Origin of the sequence: Flavobacterium sp. (assembly GCF_027484945.1) — a bacterium.
Classification (GTDB): domain Bacteria; phylum Bacteroidota; class Bacteroidia; order Flavobacteriales; family Flavobacteriaceae; genus Flavobacterium.
In genome coordinates, this window is sequence record NZ_JAIXRZ010000063.1 from 1 (window position 1) to 17,708 (window position 17,708).

At 36.1% G+C, this 17,708-nt stretch carries 16 protein-coding genes; 12 read left to right on the plus strand and 4 right to left on the minus strand.

Annotation, left to right across the window (positions count from 1 at the left end; all coding sequences use genetic code 11):
* Positions 1–54 precede the first annotated feature (54 nt).
* The 3 genes from Q0039_RS08860 to carA all read left to right on the plus strand — a co-directional run bounded on the left by Q0039_RS08860 (position 55) and on the right by carA (position 2,833).
* Positions 55–1,047, plus strand: coding sequence for a DNA-directed RNA polymerase subunit alpha (locus Q0039_RS08860; RefSeq protein ID WP_297511792.1), 993 nt, complete (start codon positions 55–57; stop codon positions 1,045–1,047).
* Between the two features lie 27 nt (positions 1,048–1,074).
* Entirely contained in the window at positions 1,075–1,587 is a 513-nt protein-coding gene (gene rplQ / locus Q0039_RS08865; protein ID WP_297511794.1) for a 50S ribosomal protein L17, read from the plus strand.
* Between the two features lie 127 nt (positions 1,588–1,714).
* Positions 1,715–2,833 carry a glutamine-hydrolyzing carbamoyl-phosphate synthase small subunit gene (gene carA / locus Q0039_RS08870; protein WP_297511796.1) on the plus strand — a complete coding sequence of 373 codons (1,119 nt, stop codon included), beginning with the start codon at positions 1,715–1,717 and terminating at the stop codon, positions 2,831–2,833.
* On the opposite strand, the gene Q0039_RS08875 is transcribed toward carA, so the two are convergent.
* The gene (locus Q0039_RS08875; RefSeq protein WP_297511798.1) at positions 2,830–3,861 is read right to left on the minus strand and encodes a hypothetical protein; all 1,032 of its coding nucleotides are present in this window, start codon (positions 3,859–3,861) and stop codon (positions 2,830–2,832) included. The two genes, carA and Q0039_RS08875, sit on opposite strands and share 4 nt — an antisense overlap.
* A 295-nt stretch (positions 3,862–4,156) precedes the next feature.
* On the opposite strand from Q0039_RS08875, the gene eno reads away from it, so the two are divergent.
* The 8 genes from eno (at position 4,157) to ctlX (ending at position 14,505) form a co-directional block, all read left to right on the plus strand.
* Positions 4,157–5,449: a phosphopyruvate hydratase gene (gene eno, locus Q0039_RS08880; protein ID WP_297511800.1), complete on the plus strand. Its 1,293-nt coding sequence runs from the start codon at positions 4,157–4,159 to the stop codon at positions 5,447–5,449.
* A 286-nt stretch (positions 5,450–5,735) separates the two neighbouring features.
* On the plus strand, positions 5,736–7,019 hold the full coding sequence (locus Q0039_RS08885; protein ID WP_297511802.1) for a citrate synthase: 1,284 nt from the start codon (positions 5,736–5,738) through the stop codon (positions 7,017–7,019).
* Positions 7,020–7,260: 241 nt separating this feature from the next.
* A complete protein-coding gene (locus tag Q0039_RS08890) occupies positions 7,261–9,117 on the plus strand; it encodes a hypothetical protein (protein ID WP_297511804.1) in 1,857 nt (618 codons plus the stop codon).
* Position 9,118: 1 nt separating this feature from the next.
* Positions 9,119–11,095 (plus strand): 3-coathanger stack domain-containing protein, encoded by a 1,977-nt coding sequence (locus Q0039_RS08895; RefSeq protein ID WP_297511805.1) that lies wholly within the window; start codon positions 9,119–9,121, stop codon positions 11,093–11,095.
* Between the two features lie 77 nt (positions 11,096–11,172).
* Positions 11,173–12,087: an arginine deiminase family protein gene (locus Q0039_RS08900; RefSeq protein WP_297511807.1), complete on the plus strand. Its 915-nt coding sequence runs from the start codon at positions 11,173–11,175 to the stop codon at positions 12,085–12,087.
* A gap of 73 nt (positions 12,088–12,160) precedes the next feature.
* Positions 12,161–12,811, plus strand: coding sequence for a PIG-L family deacetylase (locus Q0039_RS08905; protein ID WP_297511809.1), 651 nt, complete (start codon positions 12,161–12,163; stop codon positions 12,809–12,811).
* A gap of 7 nt (positions 12,812–12,818) precedes the next feature.
* Positions 12,819–13,406: a sugar transferase gene (locus Q0039_RS08910; RefSeq protein ID WP_297511812.1), complete on the plus strand. Its 588-nt coding sequence runs from the start codon at positions 12,819–12,821 to the stop codon at positions 13,404–13,406.
* A 163-nt stretch (positions 13,407–13,569) separates the two neighbouring features.
* On the plus strand, positions 13,570–14,505 hold the full coding sequence (gene ctlX, locus Q0039_RS08915) for a citrulline utilization hydrolase CtlX (protein WP_297511814.1): 936 nt from the start codon (positions 13,570–13,572) through the stop codon (positions 14,503–14,505).
* A 15-nt stretch (positions 14,506–14,520) separates the two neighbouring features.
* On the opposite strand, the gene Q0039_RS08920 is transcribed toward ctlX, so the two are convergent.
* Together Q0039_RS08920 and Q0039_RS08925 are read right to left on the minus strand one after the other, a co-directional pair.
* Positions 14,521–15,141, minus strand: a complete 621-nt coding sequence (locus tag Q0039_RS08920; RefSeq protein ID WP_297511816.1) for a chromophore lyase CpcT/CpeT — start codon at positions 15,139–15,141, stop codon at positions 14,521–14,523.
* A gap of 2 nt (positions 15,142–15,143) precedes the next feature.
* Positions 15,144–15,773 (minus strand): MarC family NAAT transporter, encoded by a 630-nt coding sequence (locus Q0039_RS08925; protein WP_297511817.1) that lies wholly within the window; start codon positions 15,771–15,773, stop codon positions 15,144–15,146.
* Between the two features lie 62 nt (positions 15,774–15,835).
* On the opposite strand from Q0039_RS08925, the gene Q0039_RS08930 reads away from it, so the two are divergent.
* Positions 15,836–16,192, plus strand: a complete 357-nt coding sequence (locus tag Q0039_RS08930; protein ID WP_297511819.1) for a CoA-binding protein — start codon at positions 15,836–15,838, stop codon at positions 16,190–16,192.
* On the opposite strand, the gene Q0039_RS08935 is transcribed toward Q0039_RS08930, so the two are convergent.
* The gene (locus tag Q0039_RS08935; RefSeq protein ID WP_297511821.1) at positions 16,189–17,691 is read right to left on the minus strand and encodes a sodium:solute symporter; all 1,503 of its coding nucleotides are present in this window, start codon (positions 17,689–17,691) and stop codon (positions 16,189–16,191) included. The two genes, Q0039_RS08930 and Q0039_RS08935, sit on opposite strands and share 4 nt — an antisense overlap.
* Between the last annotated feature and the right edge of the window lie 17 nt (positions 17,692–17,708).

A 17,708-nucleotide genomic window follows, 5' to 3' on the forward strand; every position in this document is an offset into this window, starting at 1 on the left:
GAACAATTGATCGTAGAGTTGTACAACAAATAATAACTGACACCTGTCGAAATTATGGCATTATTTAATTTTCAAAAACCAGACAAAGTAATCATGATCGATTCTACCGATTTTGAAGGGAAGTTTGAGTTCAGACCTTTAGAACCGGGATATGGATTGACTGTTGGTAACGCATTACGTCGTGTAATGTTATCAGCTTTAGAAGGTTACGCAATTACTTCTGTAAGAATCGAGGGTGTTGAGCATGAGTTTTCAACTATCTCTGGTGTTGTAGAAGACGTAACAGAAATCGTTTTGAATTTGAAACAAGTTCGTTTCAAACGACAAATCGAAGATATTGATAATGAATCGGTGACCGTTTCTTTATCCGGAAAAGACCAAATTACAGCAGGAGATTTCCAAAAATTCATCTCTGGATTTCAGGTTTTAAATCCTGAACTAGTTATTTGTAACCTTGATTCAAAAGTAAATTTCAATCTTGAATTAACAATTGAAAAAGGACGTGGATATGTACCTGCTGAGGAAAACAAAAGACAAAATGCTGCCTTTGGTACTATTTTCATTGATTCTATTTTTACTCCAGTAATCAATGTGAAGTATGCTATCGAAAATTTCCGTGTTGAACAAAAAACGGACTATGAAAAGTTGGTTTTCGAGATCAAAACGGATGGTTCAATTAATCCAAAAGATGCACTTACTGAAGCCGCAAAAGTTTTGATTCACCATTTTATGCTTTTCTCTGATGAAAGAATCACACTTGAAGCTGATGAAATAGCACAAACGGATACCTATGATGAAGAATCGCTTCACATGAGACAATTATTGAAAACCAAACTGGTTGATATGGATTTATCAGTGCGCGCACTAAATTGCTTAAAAGCTGCTGAAGTAGAAACTTTAGGTGATTTGGTTTCTTTTAACAAACACGATTTGATGAAGTTCCGCAATTTCGGTAAAAAATCATTAACGGAATTGGATGAGTTGGTTGCTAATAAAAACCTAACCTTCGGAATGGATTTGTCAAAGTATAAATTAGATAAAGACTAGGGCTTTATTGAATAAAAAGATTTTAAAATGAGACACGGTAAAAAAGTAAATCACTTAAGCAGACAGAGCGGACATAGAAAATCCATGTTGGCCAATATGGCTTGTTCTCTAATCGAGCACAAACGTATCAACACAACTGTTGCTAAAGCTAAAGCTCTAAAAGTATTTGTAGAGCCACTTATCACTAAATCAAAAGAAGATTCTACGCACAATAGACGTATCGTTTTCGCTTATTTAAGAAATAAATACGCAGTTGCTGAATTGTTTAGAGATGTTGCTGCTAAAGTTGGAGATCGTCCAGGAGGATACACTCGTATTATTAAATTGGGTAATCGTTTGGGAGATAATGCGGATATGGCGATGATCGAATTGGTAGATTTCAACGAATTGTACAACGGTGGTAAAAAAGAAGAGAAAAAAGGAAGAAGCCGTCGTAGTGGTGGTAAAGCTAAAAAAGTAGAAGTTGTTACTCCTGCTGCTGAAGCTGCACCAGAGGCTCCTGAAACCGCTTCAGAAGAAACTACTGAAAGTGCTGAATAATGTATGATTCACATTAAATATAAAGGATAAGCTTTCGAGTTTATCCTTTTTTTTGTTTATAAAGTTTAATAAAAGAATTTTTTCAAATAAGTTCTAAATCCTAATTTTGTCCAACAACACTACTTAAATGAAATACACAACTCGTCCTCAAGCACTTATTTTATTGGCTGATGGTACCCTTTTTTATGGTAAATCTATTGGCATTTCTGGAACTACTTTTGGTGAAGTATGTTTCAATACCGGTATGACCGGCTATCAGGAAGTGTTTACCGATCCTTCTTATTTTGGCCAGATTATGGTTACAACCAATGCGCATATTGGTAATTATGGGGTTAATGCCAATGAAACCGAATCGGATGGGATAAAAATAGCAGGCTTGGTATGTAAAAATTTTAGTTTTACTCATTCACGACCCGACGCTGAAGGGGATTTATTGAACTATTTTATGCAGCATAATTTAGTTGCAATTGCCGATGTAGATACGCGTGCTTTGGTCAGTTATATTCGAGACAATGGCGCTCAAAATGCTGTGATATGTTCGGATGGTACACCTATTGAAGAATTGAAAAAACAGTTAGCTCGAGTTCCCGATATGAATGGCTTAGAATTGGCCTCAAAAGTTTCAACAACAGAAGCCTATACCTATGGAGACTCCACGGCTTCTTTTAAGATAGCCGCATTAGATTTGGGGATAAAACGCAATATTTTACGCAATTTAGCAAAACGCGATTGCTTTATTAAAGTATTTCCCTATGACACTGCTTTTGAGTCATTAGCGGCATTTAATCCGGATGGTTATTTTTTGTCTAATGGTCCTGGTGATCCCGATCCATTGGTTCAAGTACAAGAAACAGCGCGTCAAATGATTACTAGTAATAAACCCGTATTTGGCATTTGTTTAGGTCATCAAATACTGGCCTTAGCCAATGGAGTAAAAACCTATAAAATGTTTAATGGCCACCGAGGGATAAATCATCCAGTCATGAATATACGAACTGGAAAAGGAGAAATTACGTCGCAAAATCATGGATTTGCTGTGAATCGCGAAGAATTAGAAGCACACCCTGATTTGATGATTACCCATTATCACTTAAATGATAATACTGTAGCAGGAATGCGAATGCAATCAAAAAATTGTTTTTCGGTTCAATACCACCCCGAAGCGAGTCCAGGGCCACATGATTCATCGTATTTGTTTGATGAATTTGTTGCGGCAATTGAAGCTAATAAAAAAGAAACGGTTTAATCTGTTGTTGTAAATTTATCGTATAAATCCTCAAATTCAATATTGTTTTTAAGGAACAGACTATTGGTAACATACCATCGATTAACTAAATCACTTTTTTTGACTTGTAAATCGTATAGCGTGTCAAAAAAAGTGTTTTTTATTCGATTAAAGCGAACTACTTCCGCATTGTAAACTTCAACATTTGAATTATCATTTTGTTCTAAGAAATTTTTCTTTGTATTTTGAAAGGTATCATATACGGCAACATACTCTTGGTATAGAGGAAAAATAATTTCGTTCTGTTTGCTGATAAATTGCAGAAATTCCAAATTGGCTTCAATCAAGGATTGATCTTCATAATCATTTTTGTATGCAATTGTTTTTGCTTTTAACTCTTGCGATATAGTATTCATGTAGTGGATGCATTCGCTGACTTGTTCAATGTTGCGGTTTTTAAGCAATTGAATCAACTTATCATCTAAAATGTTAATCTTGTAAAACACCAAATTTTGGTAGGCATTGTATTCAAAAACATTACGCTTATTGTAATGACGAATAGTAATATTGTATTTTAAACCAAATTCTTTTTTTGACTGTTCATACCTTAAAATCTGCGCATAATAATGGGCTATTTCTTGTTCTTTATAGGCGTAGTTTTTAAAAATTTCAGCATAGGGTAATCCGCTTTGAAAAGTATAGTCGTTTAGTTTTAAGGATTTATTTTTTAATAAAGCAACTGTTTTTTGGTTTAATTGGATAAAAGCATCGCGTAATCCGGTATCCCCATCAATTCCGATGTCATTACGCAATAAATTTTCATTTAAAGATTCCAATTTTAAATAAATACGTTCGAGTGTCGAATTAACCCGTGAGTTGGGCGTAAAGTCAATAATAGATTTTGAATATTCCATTAAGGATTCCTTCACAAACAATTCGTTTTTGCCAAAGTCTGTTACATACGCCTTGGCATTGCGATAATTTTGCGCCTGAAGAAATGTAGCACTGAGTAGCCACGTAAAAACACTAATCTTGACTAAGGTTTTCATGCTTAAATATAATTGATTTTTTATTCTCACCGTTAAAATTAATAACTTTAACTGGTTTCAACCAATTAATTATTCGATTAAACACTATAAAAATCGACTAAATGCATAAATAATATTTAAAAGTAAGAAAATGCATAAATAAATATTTTTATTCAACGATGGTCTTTTTAATACGAATTTCGTGCCTATGGCTAAAACGTTTGCGTTTATAAGTTTTTTTAGTTTTGATAAATTCGTACAGATCGATTAATTAAATTTGCTTTTTATTATTGAATAACTATTAAATTCATACCTAATGAGTATTATAATTAAAGTTCATGCACGTCAAATTTTGGATTCCCGAGGTAATCCTACAATTGAAGTTGATGTAATTACAGAAAATGGAGTTTTAGGACGTGCTGCTGTTCCTAGTGGAGCTTCAACGGGAGAGCATGAGGCCGTTGAATTACGTGATGGTGGTAGTAATTATTTGGGCAAAGGTGTTTTAAATGCCGTTAAAAATGTAAATACTAAAATTGCTGCTGCACTGGTTGGAACTTCAGTTTTTGAACAGAATTGGATAGACAAAACCATGATTGACTTGGATGGCACCTCAAATAAATCCAATTTAGGAGCAAATGCTATATTAGGTGTTTCACTTGCGGTGGCTAAAGCAGCTGCTAATGAATTGGGGTTACCATTGTACCGATATGTAGGAGGCGTTTCTGCGAATACATTGCCCGTTCCTATGATGAATATTATCAATGGGGGATCTCATTCGGATGCGCCTATTGCATTTCAAGAGTTTATGATCATGCCCGTAAAAGCAAAATCATTTTCTCATGCAATGCAAATGGGTACTGAAATATTTCACAACTTAAAGAAAGTACTGCACAATCGTAATTTATCTACTGCTGTTGGAGATGAAGGTGGTTTTGCTCCCAATTTGCCAGGTGGAACAGAAGATGCATTAGATACTATTAAAAAAGCAGTGGAAAATGCTGGTTATCAATTTGGTGATGAAATCATGATTGCTTTAGATTGTGCTGCTTCAGAATTTTATGTTGATGGAAACTATGACTACAGTAAGTTTGAAGGGGCTTCAGGAAAAGTACGTTCTTCAAAAGAGCAAGCAGAATATTTAGCTTCTTTGGCCGCAAATTACCCTATTATTTCGATAGAAGATGGAATGTATGAAGATGATTGGGAAGGTTGGAGCTATTTAACTGAATTAATTGGTGATAAAGTACAATTGGTTGGAGACGATTTATTTGTAACTAACGTAAACCGATTGTCAATAGGGATCGAAAAAGGAATTGCCAATTCCATTTTGGTGAAAGTAAACCAAATCGGTACGCTCACTGAAACAATTGCAGCGGTAAACAAAGCACACAATGCGGGATATACTTCGGTAATGTCGCACCGGTCAGGAGAGACAGAAGATACAACTATTGCCGACTTAGCGGTAGCTTTAAACTGCGGACAAATTAAAACCGGTTCTGCGTCCCGTTCGGATCGTATGGCCAAATACAACCAGTTGTTGCGTATTGAAGAAGAATTAGCTGAAACAGCCTATTTTCCGGGTGTTAACGCCTTTAAACAAAAATAAACGTAGTAACTATTTGAACATTAAGAACCCTACGCCAATGTGTAGGGTTTTTTATTCGATTTTTTATACAATTCGGTCTAATTGAGTAATACTTCCCTTTTTTTTTTAAGATTAATGATTACCTACTTTTGTGTTTCAATTTTCGTGCTTCGGGGGGTAAGCTAGATAATATGAAAAATTTATCCTTTTTTTAACGAAATCGTTAGAATCTTTCTTTTTTAATTCGATGTGAATTCTCTAAATTTGTTAAATTAATAATTAGTTGATTTAATTCCCAATTTATATCATGTCAAAAACTGCAACAATCGAGTTGGATGGACAAAAGTATACGTTTCCAGTAATCGTTGGAAGTGAAAACGAAGTCGCCATCGATATTGAAAAATTACGTGCACTTACTGGAGCTATAACTATTGATCCAGGGTATAAGAATTCCGGTTCATGCGAAAGTAAAATTACATTTCTAGATGGTGAGGAAGGTATTCTTCGTTATCGAGGTTATTCCATTGAAGAATTGGCTGAAAAGGCTACGTTTCTTGAAGTTTCATTTTTATTAATTTTTGGTGAATTGCCAACGGCTGCTCAATTGCAACAATTTGAGGAGGATATTCGCAAGTACACTTTAGTTAATGAAGAAATGAAAAATATCATTGATGGTTTTCCTAAATCAGCACATCCAATGGGTGTTCTTTCTTCCTTAACATCGGCATTAACTGCGTTTAATCCAAAAACAGTAAATGTTGATAATGAAAAAGAAATGTATGAGGCGGTTTGTAAAACCATGGCGAAGTTTATTGTTATTGCAACATGGACCTACCGCAAGTCGATGGGTTATCCATTAAATTACTATGATAATACGAAAGGCTATGTAGAAAACTTCATGCGTTTAATGTATGAGTTGCCTACCGGTCCATATCAAACGGATCCTGTAATTGTAGATGCGTTGGATAAATTGTTTATACTCCATGCAGATCACGAGCAAAACTGTTCGACGTCTACAGTGCGTATTGTGGGTTCATCCCATGCAGGTTTGTTTGCTTCAATTTCTGCAGGGGTTTCAGCTTTATGGGGTCCACTTCATGGCGGCGCCAATCAAGCTGTATTAGAAATGTTAGAGCAAATTAATGCCGATGGCGGTGACGTAGCCAAGTATGTTTTAAAAGCAAAAGATAAAGATGATTCATTCCGTTTGATGGGATTTGGCCATCGGGTTTATAAAAATTTTGACCCCCGTGCAAAAATTATCAAAAAAGCAGCCGACGAGGTATTGGCAAAATTAGGCGTTAATGATCCCCTTTTGGCAATAGCAAAACAATTGGAACAAGTTGCTTTAGAGGATGATTATTTCAAAGCTCGTAATTTATACCCCAACGTTGATTTCTATTCGGGTATTATTTACCGTGCATTAGGTATTCCAACAGAAATGTTTACGGTTATGTTTGCTATTGGTCGTTTACCCGGTTGGATTGCGCAATGGAAAGAAATGCGAGTCAATAAAGAACCAATCGGAAGACCACGACAAGTCTACACTGGCTATCCTTTACGTTCTTTTGTTGATTTAGAGAAACGTTAATAATCCATAATTTTTTTATAAACTCCCTATTGGGAGTTTTTTTTTGGAACACCTCTAAATTGTAAGAAATATAATTCAAAAAAAATAAAAACATGTAATACATCGATTATTTGTGTTTTTTGTCGTTTTTTAATTGATTTATTCTTTACTTTTGAAAGTGTAAATAGAACACCATTTGTTTTATATACATCGAATCAATAAAATCTTAATTATTAACTCACCCCTCTAATAAATTTAGCCTATGAAAACGAATAAAATTACTTTGGTTTGGTTGTTTTTATTTCAAATTACAGCTTTAATGGTTGTTGCACAAACGCCAACAACTGCCGTAAACAATACGTTTTATGGGCAACAAACAGGTGCTTTTAATACGGGAAGTTATAATTGTGGTTTTGGAGTTAATACTTTAATCAATAACACAGGGAATAGCAATACTGCATTTGGAACACAAGCGTTAATAAGTCCAACGGGAGAGTTTAATTCTGCCTTTGGCGCAAGTGCTATGAAAAGTAATAGTACAGGTTCGCTCAATGCTGCTTTTGGAACGCGAACTTTAGAAAATAATACTTCGGGTAGTTTTAATGTTGCGATTGGTCACCGTACCATGGGTGATCCTCGAAATCCGGGAAATAACAATACTGCAGTGGGTTATGCTGCCTTACGGACTAATTTTGGATTTGGGAATGTTGCCATTGGCTATGCTAGTCCTCGGCATTTGCTTTTTGGAAACAATAATATTTTTATTGGTAACGAAACTGCTTTAAATCTGACGCGCGGTAACGGTAATGTATTTTTAGGAAAAGTAAGTGTTCTGCCTTTAACGAGTTCATCGCATTTGGTTGGCAACGACACAAATAATACTCTAATTTTTGCTGATGGTGTAGGTAATCAACGATTAACCATTTCCAAAACCGGATTTGTTGGTTTAGGATTGGGTAATAATGTTTTAGCATCCAATCGTTTGGAGGTTAATGGAGGTGCTGTTATAGGGAGAAATTATGTTTCAAAAGCAAGTGCTCCAGGTTTTACCGCCCCAAGTAATGGTTTGTTGGTAGAAGGGAATGTTGGTATTGGAACGGCTACTCCACGTAATCGATTAGAAATTACACACGGAACAGCGGGCTCATCAGGTTTGCGTTTTACCAATCTAACCAATGCATTTGTCCCAACGACGTCAAGTAGTGCTCATAAATTTTTAACGGTAAATGCTACGGGCGATGTTGTTATGGAAAATGTAGCGACTACAAATGTTTTGGCGGTCAATGAAAATAATCTTACAAGTACCGTAAATGGTGTGGCTTCAAGTACTCCAATTATTAATTCGGTAACGACTATTGTTTCTGAGAATAATCAACTTACGACGTTTGTTAATGGTGTTGCAAGTGCTTCTGTTGCCTTACCTTCATCAGTAGATGAGCAAAATTTATCGGTATCAGGAAATGTATTAACAATCTCCAATGGAAATTCGATAACATTGCCACAAACGGTTGTAACAGCGGGAGATAATATATCAGTTACAGGAACTGGTTCTACCGATACACCTTATGTAATTAGTTCAAACGATTCGAGTTTGTATACTGCCAACGGATCGATTAGTCAAAACACTACGACTGGTGCAAATCGGGTTGTGAATATGAATAGCCGTAATATTTGGTTTAATACGGCTACTAGTACTAGCAATGGTAAAATCTATATCGGAAATACAACGGCTTATCCTACAACAACGGGGGATTATCGCTTGTATGTTGAAGGCGGAATTTTAACAGAAAAAGTTAAAGTGGCTTTACGAAATTCAGCGAATTGGGCAGATTATGTTTTTGAGAATGATTACAAGCTTATGCCCTTACAAGAGGTGGAGGCTTTTATTCAAAAAAACAAACATTTACCTGGGGTAGCTTCTGCAGAATTTTTGGCAAAAGAAGGCCTTGATTTAGGGCAAATGCAAGCGAAACACATGGAGAAAATTGAAGAATTAACGCTTTATGTGATTGATCAAAATAAAAAACTATCCGCACAAAATACAACGATTCAAAAACAACAAAGTGAAATTGATACGTTGAAAGCGCAAGTAGCATTGTTAATTCAAAAAACAAAATAACATGAAGAAGTTTCACTGCCTTCTTGGTATTGGCGCTCTGTTTTTGAATATAACTTTTGGACAAGCGCAAGTTCAGGAATACCTGGACCAAGAGAATAAACGTATTGAAGTAGCTAATGGAATTGAACGGGAAGTTGAACAGTTTATTGAAGCTAATTTTTCTAAATACCGCTTGTCAAAATTAACGACAGTGCAAACCATAGAAGAATTAAGAATTCATGAAGATTTTACAGACGCAGAAATTGAAAAAGCATTAATTGCTGCCAAACGCAATGAATTGCGAAAATTATTTTTCACCAAATTTCCAGAAAAAACAGCTTATTTCCGGGCAGGTGAAATTCCTGTTAGTACGCAACAAAATTGTGTTAACGGTGATTTTGAAGATGGAACCGCTGGTTATACCTTTTGGGCAGATTTGTATCCCCAACCCCAGTCCGGACTTGCATTTTTTCAATCCTGCGCTACACCAACTGCCTTAACAACAACCAATGTTCTTACTCCAACAGTAAATAATTTTACTTCGCGCGCTACTTTAATCGATAGTAATGCTCCCAACTACCGCCAGTTCGATCCAGTATTGGCCAGTTTTGGTGTTAATGTTCCTACATTAAATACAAATGGAGGTACGCGTTGTATTAAATTAAACAATACCGGTGGAATGGGCTCTTCTGATTTGTCTACAGTTTCGCGTTATATTCCCGTGATTAATGAAGCGACGTTGGATTTCAACTTTTCGTTAATCATGGATAATAAACCCGACCATGAACAAGATATTCAGCCGTATTTCCGTGCACGCGTAAAAGATCTTAACGGAAATGTAGTAGATGAGTTTTGTATCATCGCAAATCCAAACAATTGTTTGTTCAACCGAATTACCATTAAGTCCACGCGCCGAATATTATATACGGGTTGGGTTTGTGCTCGTTTAAATGTAGGCGAATTATTGGGGCAACCCGGAATTTTAGAGTTTTCAGTGAGTGATTGTCAGCCCTCAGCCCACTTTGGAACGGTTTATATCGATAATGTGTGTGGTATTGTTTGTGGTGCACCCGAATTAGGAGCCTTAAATATTGATCCTATTCAGTTGAATTGCCCATCAAATACAGCTGCTGATCCAATTCAAGTTTGCGGTACATTTAGTCCGCCCGCCAATGCTACACTAAGCACTTTGGTTCTGCAAGTAACACAAGCTGGAACTGTTGTAGGTTCGGTAAATGTACCTTCGCAACTTACCTCGGGTAATTTCTGTTTTACGTTGCCTCCAACAATTTTTGGAGTTAACCCTCAAGGCGATTTCGAGTTTCAAATTGAAGCTACTTTTAGTGTTAACTGTCCGGCAGGCGCATTTTTTTATACCATTACTGATTCTTCAGCTGCAATTGGACCCGATGTTACGTTTGATAATTGTTGTTTAGCCACGCTATCGTTGACCTCTCCTGTGGATGACACGAGTAATAATGGACAACTCGCCGATATACAAAAAGAACGCTCAGATTGGATTCGGGCTTCCAATGTGATCGCTCAAGGCAATTCCGGTCTGGGTAACGGAGTGATTTATCACGCTGCTAATTTTGTTGAATTATTACCCGGATTTGAAGCGGTTACAGGATCTCAATTTGCGGCATATCCCGAAGGATGTAGTGGGGATTATTTATATAAATCCACACCAACCACCCAGCGGGATGATGATACAGTCTCGGTAGAATTAATTCCTGAGGAAATTAATTTAGAACGTATTGGAATCGGATTCACTTTGGTCCCCAATCCTGCTCATAGTCAGGTTGAAATTGCAATTGATGAGGGTGAATTCAATGCCTTTACAATTACAACTATCGATGGAAAAATCGTGATGCAACAAAATATTTCGGCCTCTAGTCGCCATAAAATAGAGGTGAGTGCCTATGTTAACGGAATTTATCTTATTACCGTTAATTGCACCAACGGTGAAGTTTTAACTGAAAAGTTAATCAAAAATTAAGCGATTATGTTTCTTGTTCATAAAGCTTCGTCGTTCGGCGGAGCTTTATTATATTTGTAAAAGCCAATAAATAAATTATGCTACCGTTAAATGTAAAAAATGAAACCGCACGCTTGAGGACCGTGGTGTTGGGTACTGCCGTTAATAATGGACCAACACCTACCGCCGAAGAAGCCTACGATCCAAAGTCACTAGAACATATACTCGCTGGAACCTACCCTATAGAAGTTGATATGATCAATGAAATGGAAGCGTTTAATCAAGTGTTTCAAAAGTACGATGTACAAGTATACCGCCCTGAAATCATCGAAAACTACAATCAAATTTTTTCCCGCGATATCGGCTTTGTTATAGACGATACGTTTATTAAAGCTAATATTTTACCCGATCGAGAACGGGAATTGGAGGCCATTCAATATATTATTGATCAAATGGATCCCAATAAAGTAAAACGCCCACCAGAAGAAGTCCATATTGAAGGGGGCGATGTAATGCCTTGGAATGACTATATTTTTATAGGCACATATAAAGGTTCTGATTACAAGGATTATATTACTGCACGTACGAATTTACAAGGAGTGGAGTATATTCAAAGTTTATTTCCCAACAAAAAAGTGAAAGCATTTGACTTGGTAAAGTCCAAATTGGAAGCGCGCGACAATGCATTACATTTAGATTGTTGTTTTCAGCCCGTCGGGAAAGACAAAGGAATTATTTACAAAAGTGGATTCCGCGAAGAGGCCGATTACGTTTTTTTGCTAAAAATGTTTGGTAAAGAAAACCTCTTTCATATTACACGTGATGAAATGTACCACATGAATTCGAATGTGTTTTCAATTGCTGAGGATGTAGTCGTTTCAGAACGAAATTTTACGCGATTAAATAATTGGTTGCGCAGTAAAGGATTTACGGTTGAAGAAATTCCCTATGCCGAAATAGCCAAGCAAGAAGGGTTGTTGCGATGTTCAACTTTGCCATTAGTAAGAGATTAAAGATCCTTTGGTAGCACTACATAGAATGAAAATTTTTCTACATTTTGTAGTGGAAGCATATTTTTATAATTGAATGGATTTAATTGCAAAAAAAATTTTAGTCGTTATTGCTCATCCTGATGATGAAACTTTAGGGTGTGGTGGATTATTATCAAAGGCCTCAAGATTAGGAGCAGAATGTAAAGTGATTTTACCGCTTAAAAGGACTAATCAAAGGGAAAATTATAGCTGGAATGATGAGGTTTCTCATTTTAAATTAGCATGTAAACAATTAGGTGTTACTCCGGTTATTTTGGAAGAATTGGTCCAAGATGATATTGCGTCTTTAAATATTCAAAAAATAGCTAATTTAATAGAAGCCTATGTTGATTGGGCCGATATCATTTTATCCCATTGGAAGTACGATGTGCACCATGCTCATCGGGCTATAGCAAATGCGGTAGAAATTTCTACACGACCATTTAAAAAGTTGAAAACGGTGATGTGTTTTGAAATTTTAACCTCAACCGATCAAGGATTTGAAAATTCATTTTCTCCAAATTGTTATATTCTACTAGATGAAATAGATTTTAATAATAAAAAAACTGCTATGGGAAATTATGTGTCAGAAATTTTTAATGGACGCACCCCTTCAGATTTGGAAAATCAAATGCGATATCGAGGTTCTCAATCTGGGGTAAAATATGCAGAAGCTTTTATGATAGTTAGACATTTTATTTACTAAATAAAATATGACAAAAATAATTGCATTTATTATTTTATGTTTTTTTCTTCCATTTCTACTATTAATTGCTTTAATAATTAAGTTAAAATATCCTGGGCCTATATTTTATTCGCAAGTTAGAGAAGGCAAGAATGGAAAGCCTTTTAAAATTCTAAAATTAAGAACTATGGTTGTAGATTCAAATCTAATTTTAGAGAAAATGCTAGAAAAAGATAAAGAGTTTGCTAAATTATGGGTAGCTACAGGAGTAATTAAAAATGATCCCAGAATTGCCGGAAAGTTTGGGCGTTTATTACGTCAATTAAGTATAGATGAAATTCCTCAACTGATTAATATTTTAAAAGGTGAAATGGCTTTTATTGGCCCAAGACCTTTAGAAATCGAGTCTGTTAAAACGTTTAGTCCTGAAGCTAGATTGATTCGCAGTTCAATTTTACCGGGTATTACAGGCTTAATGCAAGTTCGATTCCGAAGTGCAAGTATAAGACAGATGATGCTTTATGATCGTATTTATATCAAAAATCAAAGCATAATTTTAGATACATATATTTTATATAAAACTATATTTGCCATACTTAAAAGAACGGGAAAGTAAAAGAGACATCCAATAAAATAATTATTCATTAAATTAAGCTATAATATATTTTGGGTTTATAATCATATTGAGTTATGAAGCTCAATTTAAAAATCAATTCAAAAATTCTTACATCTATAGTATCCGTTACTATAAATACAATAATCAAACTAAATGATCTAATATGAATCAAACGACCAATGCTATCTTAATGATTCGCCCAGTGGCGTTTCGAATGAACGAACAAACAGCAGTCAATAATTATTACCAAAAAGTAATAGACGGTTTATCACCCGAAAATGTAAATGCAAAGGCACAAGTTGAATTTGATGCTTTTGTCCAAAAACTTCGATTGGTTGGCGTTGATGTAACCGTTGTTGATGATACCTTAACTCCTAATACCCCCGATAGTATTTTTCCGAATAATTGGATCTCGTTTCATGAAAATGGTGACGTGGTTTTGTATCCTATGTTTGCCGAAAATAGGCGTGCAGAACGTCGTGAGGATGTGTTGGATCTACTCGAAGCGAAAGGGTTTTTAGTAAACGATATTATGGACTACACCGCAGCGGAGGATGACAATATTTTTTTGGAAGGTACGGGAAGTTTATTGCTCGATCGTCAAAACGGAAAAGCGTATTGTGCATTATCACCGCGTGCTGATGAAGAGTTGTTAATCGAGTTCTGTGAAGATTTTGAATATACCCCGGTTATTTTTGAAGCCTTTCAAACTGTAGCGGGTGATCGTAAATTAATTTACCACACGAATGTAATGATGTGCATAGGCGCTACTTTTGCAGTGATTTGTGCCGATTGCATCGACGATAAAAAAGAACGCAAAATGGTGTTGGATTCGCTTCGAAGTGATGAAAAAGACATTATATTAATTTCAGAAGATCAAGTCAATAATTTTGCAGGTAATATGCTCGAAGTGAAGGGTGCTGATGGCAAACGTTATTTGGTAATGAGCACTGCTGCTTATAAGGCATTGACCAAAAAGCAAATCGCTCAAATCGAACAACATGTTACGATTCTACATTCGAGTTTAGATACTATAGAAGCTTGCGGAGGTGGAAGTGCACGCTGTATGATGGCCGAGGTATTTTTACCCAAAAGCTAAAATAATTTTGAGGGTTTACATTTTTATAAATTGATAGCCACCTTTTGTGGCTCCCCAAACTTGTTTGCCTTCTTTGTCAAAACCTTGGTCCCACGAAAGAATTGAGTTCTCGGTAACAGTTACTTTTGAATTGGCCCAACCTGCGCCGCGTAACTCACTAGGGCACGTTTGATTTCCGGTTGCGCCTTCAAATGTGTTTTTAGAAACGCGATTTAAGACTACTTCACAACCGGTTTTAATTTCGATATCATTTTCGGTAAGTTGGTTATAAACTTCTGGAGTTGCCCATTTGCCTATCCAAGCTTTTTCATCCTTTACGGTATAAATTGAACTAATGAAATTATCGCCTTGTTGTGTTAATTTGTAAATACGGACTCTGTAGGGTTGGTCTTGTTTGTTGTAAATTGCTTGTTCGACAAACAAATAGTTTCCCTTCGATCTCCAAATAGGAGTCATCCGTAAAGAAATGTTGAAATAATCTTTATCGGAAATAGATTGTTTTTCCGATGTATAGTGACCTTGCATAATTGCTACTAATTCGTTTAGTTCAGCACTGTTTTTTTTAAAATTTTGATGGGGTGACTTGCAGCAAATGCTGATTAAGGCAACAAATAAGGACAGAATTACGATTCGCATAATTATAAATTTAGGTCGTGAAGAATGCTTGAAATGGCACTAATAATATATTGTATTCCAATAGCAATCGTTAAAAATCCAACAATGCGAGAAATCGCTACAATTCCAGAAGCACCCAAGTATTTGGCTAAGTAATGGGCACTGCGTAAGATTAGAAAAATTAATAGGGCTACTGCCAAAATAGCCAAACAGGAGGATAAAATGGCATTCGTTTCATGATGCTCCTGGTAATAAGCAATTAAAAGAGAAATTGAACCGGGGCCGGCCAACATAGGCATCGCCAATGGGGTCAAGGCAATACTGTCGCGTTGTTGTGCTTCTTCCTCTGCTTTTTTATCCAAACCTTTGTTGCGACTGAATTTTCCATTAAGCAAACCAAATCCAGAACTTGCAATAATTATTCCTCCAGCAATACGCAGGGCCGGAATTGTAATTCCAAAAAAGGTCAACACATATTCTCCAACAAAATAGGAAATAATCAATATTAAAAACACATTGATTGCGGTCCATAGCGATACTTTTGAGCGCTCTCGTTTGGTGTAGTCTTGTGTTAGCGCAACAAAAATTGGAACTGTTCCAATGGGATTCAATACCGAAAACAATGCCGCTAAAAGAAAAATGAATTCATTCATAGCGCAAAGGTAAGGCAACAAACTTTTACTTGTATTTTTGTAGTAATAAAATATGATTAGGTATGAAAACCTTAATTATTGGAGCTTCTTCCAATCCAGAGCGATACAGCTATCAAGCGCTATTAAGTTTGCAAAAACACGACCATGAAGTGCTAGCTATTGGGCAAAAAGTTGCAGTTGTAAATGGTGTCTTGATTCAGGTGGGTTTGCCGGATATCAAAGAGGTAGACACCGTGACATTATATTTGAATCCTTCGCGTCAACAAATGTATTATGATTATATAATTGGACTCCAACCACGTCGCGTATTATTTAATCCAGGGACTGAAAACCCCGCTTTTTATGCACTTTTGACTTCGCATGGAATTCAAATCGAAGTGGCTTGTACGCTGGTATTATTGGCTACGCATCAATATTAAAAACGCGTTTCTGATACGGCCGGTTTGCTGATGAACAGTAAGCCAATAAACGTAAACAAACCATTTACAATAATCAATTCGTTATCAAACTGATACGCTCCAAAAAGTGTTTTAGAATAGTAAGTTAATAACCAACAGAGTAAAGGTGCTACAACACAAACAAGCGGTACCCACTGATCGCGTACGGTTTTGGTTTTCATAAACAGGCCAAATCCATATAATCCTAAAAGCGGCCCGTAGGTATAACTCGCGACTTTAAATATCATTTTGACAACCGAATCATCGTTAAGCACATTAAATAAAAGGATGACTATAAAAAGTAAAAATGAAAATCCTAAATGTACCAAATGGCGCAGTCTCACCATCTCCTCAGGTGAATACCGGTTAGTTGCTACTTTATCCATTTGAAGAAAATCAACACAAAACGATGTGGTTAATGCAGTTAAAGCACTATCGGTTGTAGCAAATGTCGCTGCTGTGAGTCCAAGCAAAAAGGTAACCGCCGGAATGATTTCTAAATGATGGAATGCAATTTCTGGAAACAATAAATCGGTTCGGGCTACATTATTGATTTTTGGAATATCAATTCCATTTTGATGGGCATATAAATACAATAAAGCCCCAACACTTAAGAAAAAGAGGTTGATAATCACAAAAATTCCAGTAAAAGTGAACATGTTTTTTTGTGCTTCTTTAATTGTGGCACAGCTCAAGTTTTTTTGCATTAAATCTTGATCCAAGCCCACCATGGCAATGGTAACAAAAATTCCACCTAAAAGCTGTTTCCAAAAATAGTTTCCTTTGAGGTAATCTTCGTAAAAAAAGATTTTCGAATAGCTACTGTTTTTTATGGCTTCAAACGCTTGGGTTGGACTATAATTTAGGCTACTACAAATGAAATAGATGGTTAGAAATACAGAAGTCACTAAGAAAAAGGTTTGCAACGTATCGGTAATGATGATTGTTTTTAATCCACCGCGATAGGTATAAGCAAAAATGAGTCCGAGCGAAATTAATACCGTTGCTGCAAAAGGGACAGAAAAGGCATCAAAAACATAGCGTTGCAATACCAAAACAACCAAATACAAACGAAATGCCGATCCGATTGTGCGACTGATTAAAAAGAGTGAAGCCGCCGTTTTATAGCTTACGGTTCCCAACCGCCGTTCGATATAACTGTAAATTGACGTCAAATTCATCCGGTAGTATAAGGGTAGTAGTACGGTGGCGATAATTAAAAATCCTATTGCATTCCCCAAAATAAATTGAAAGTAGGAAAATTGTGCTTCTTCATTGCCTACGGCACCCGGGACCGAAATAAAGGTTACGCCCGAAAGTGCTGTGCCAATCATACCAAAGGCCACTAAATACCATTTTGAATTTTTGTTGGCTTTGAAAAAAGTATCGTTGTCGGTTCCTTTTTTACTAACCCGATAAGCGATAAAAATGAGAATTCCAAAGTAAACTAGGATGATGGAAAGAATAAGTAGCGGACTCATAATTTGTTTTTTTAGGT

What these genes read in the sequence shown, in the direction of transcription:
- Q0039_RS08860 (WP_297511792.1), top strand. Translation starts at nt 55, where the DNA reads ATGGCATTATTTAATTTTCAAAAACCAGACAAAGTAATCATGATCGAT.
- rplQ (WP_297511794.1), top strand. Translation starts at nt 1,075, where the DNA reads ATGAGACACGGTAAAAAAGTAAATCACTTAAGCAGACAGAGCGGACAT.
- carA (WP_297511796.1), top strand. Translation starts at nt 1,715, where the DNA reads ATGAAATACACAACTCGTCCTCAAGCACTTATTTTATTGGCTGATGGT.
- Q0039_RS08875 (WP_297511798.1), bottom strand. Translation starts at nt 3,861, where the DNA reads ATGAAAACCTTAGTCAAGATTAGTGTTTTTACGTGGCTACTCAGTGCT.
- eno (WP_297511800.1), top strand. Translation starts at nt 4,157, where the DNA reads ATGAGTATTATAATTAAAGTTCATGCACGTCAAATTTTGGATTCCCGA.
- Q0039_RS08885 (WP_297511802.1), top strand. Translation starts at nt 5,736, where the DNA reads ATGTCAAAAACTGCAACAATCGAGTTGGATGGACAAAAGTATACGTTT.
- Q0039_RS08890 (WP_297511804.1), top strand. Translation starts at nt 7,261, where the DNA reads ATGAAAACGAATAAAATTACTTTGGTTTGGTTGTTTTTATTTCAAATT.
- Q0039_RS08895 (WP_297511805.1), top strand. Translation starts at nt 9,119, where the DNA reads ATGAAGAAGTTTCACTGCCTTCTTGGTATTGGCGCTCTGTTTTTGAAT.
- Q0039_RS08900 (WP_297511807.1), top strand. Translation starts at nt 11,173, where the DNA reads ATGCTACCGTTAAATGTAAAAAATGAAACCGCACGCTTGAGGACCGTG.
- Q0039_RS08905 (WP_297511809.1), top strand. Translation starts at nt 12,161, where the DNA reads ATGGATTTAATTGCAAAAAAAATTTTAGTCGTTATTGCTCATCCTGAT.
- Q0039_RS08910 (WP_297511812.1), top strand. Translation starts at nt 12,819, where the DNA reads ATGACAAAAATAATTGCATTTATTATTTTATGTTTTTTTCTTCCATTT.
- ctlX (WP_297511814.1), top strand. Translation starts at nt 13,570, where the DNA reads ATGAATCAAACGACCAATGCTATCTTAATGATTCGCCCAGTGGCGTTT.
- Q0039_RS08920 (WP_297511816.1), bottom strand. Translation starts at nt 15,141, where the DNA reads ATGCGAATCGTAATTCTGTCCTTATTTGTTGCCTTAATCAGCATTTGC.
- Q0039_RS08925 (WP_297511817.1), bottom strand. Translation starts at nt 15,773, where the DNA reads ATGAATGAATTCATTTTTCTTTTAGCGGCATTGTTTTCGGTATTGAAT.
- Q0039_RS08930 (WP_297511819.1), top strand. Translation starts at nt 15,836, where the DNA reads ATGAAAACCTTAATTATTGGAGCTTCTTCCAATCCAGAGCGATACAGC.
- Q0039_RS08935 (WP_297511821.1), bottom strand. Translation starts at nt 17,691, where the DNA reads ATGAGTCCGCTACTTATTCTTTCCATCATCCTAGTTTACTTTGGAATT.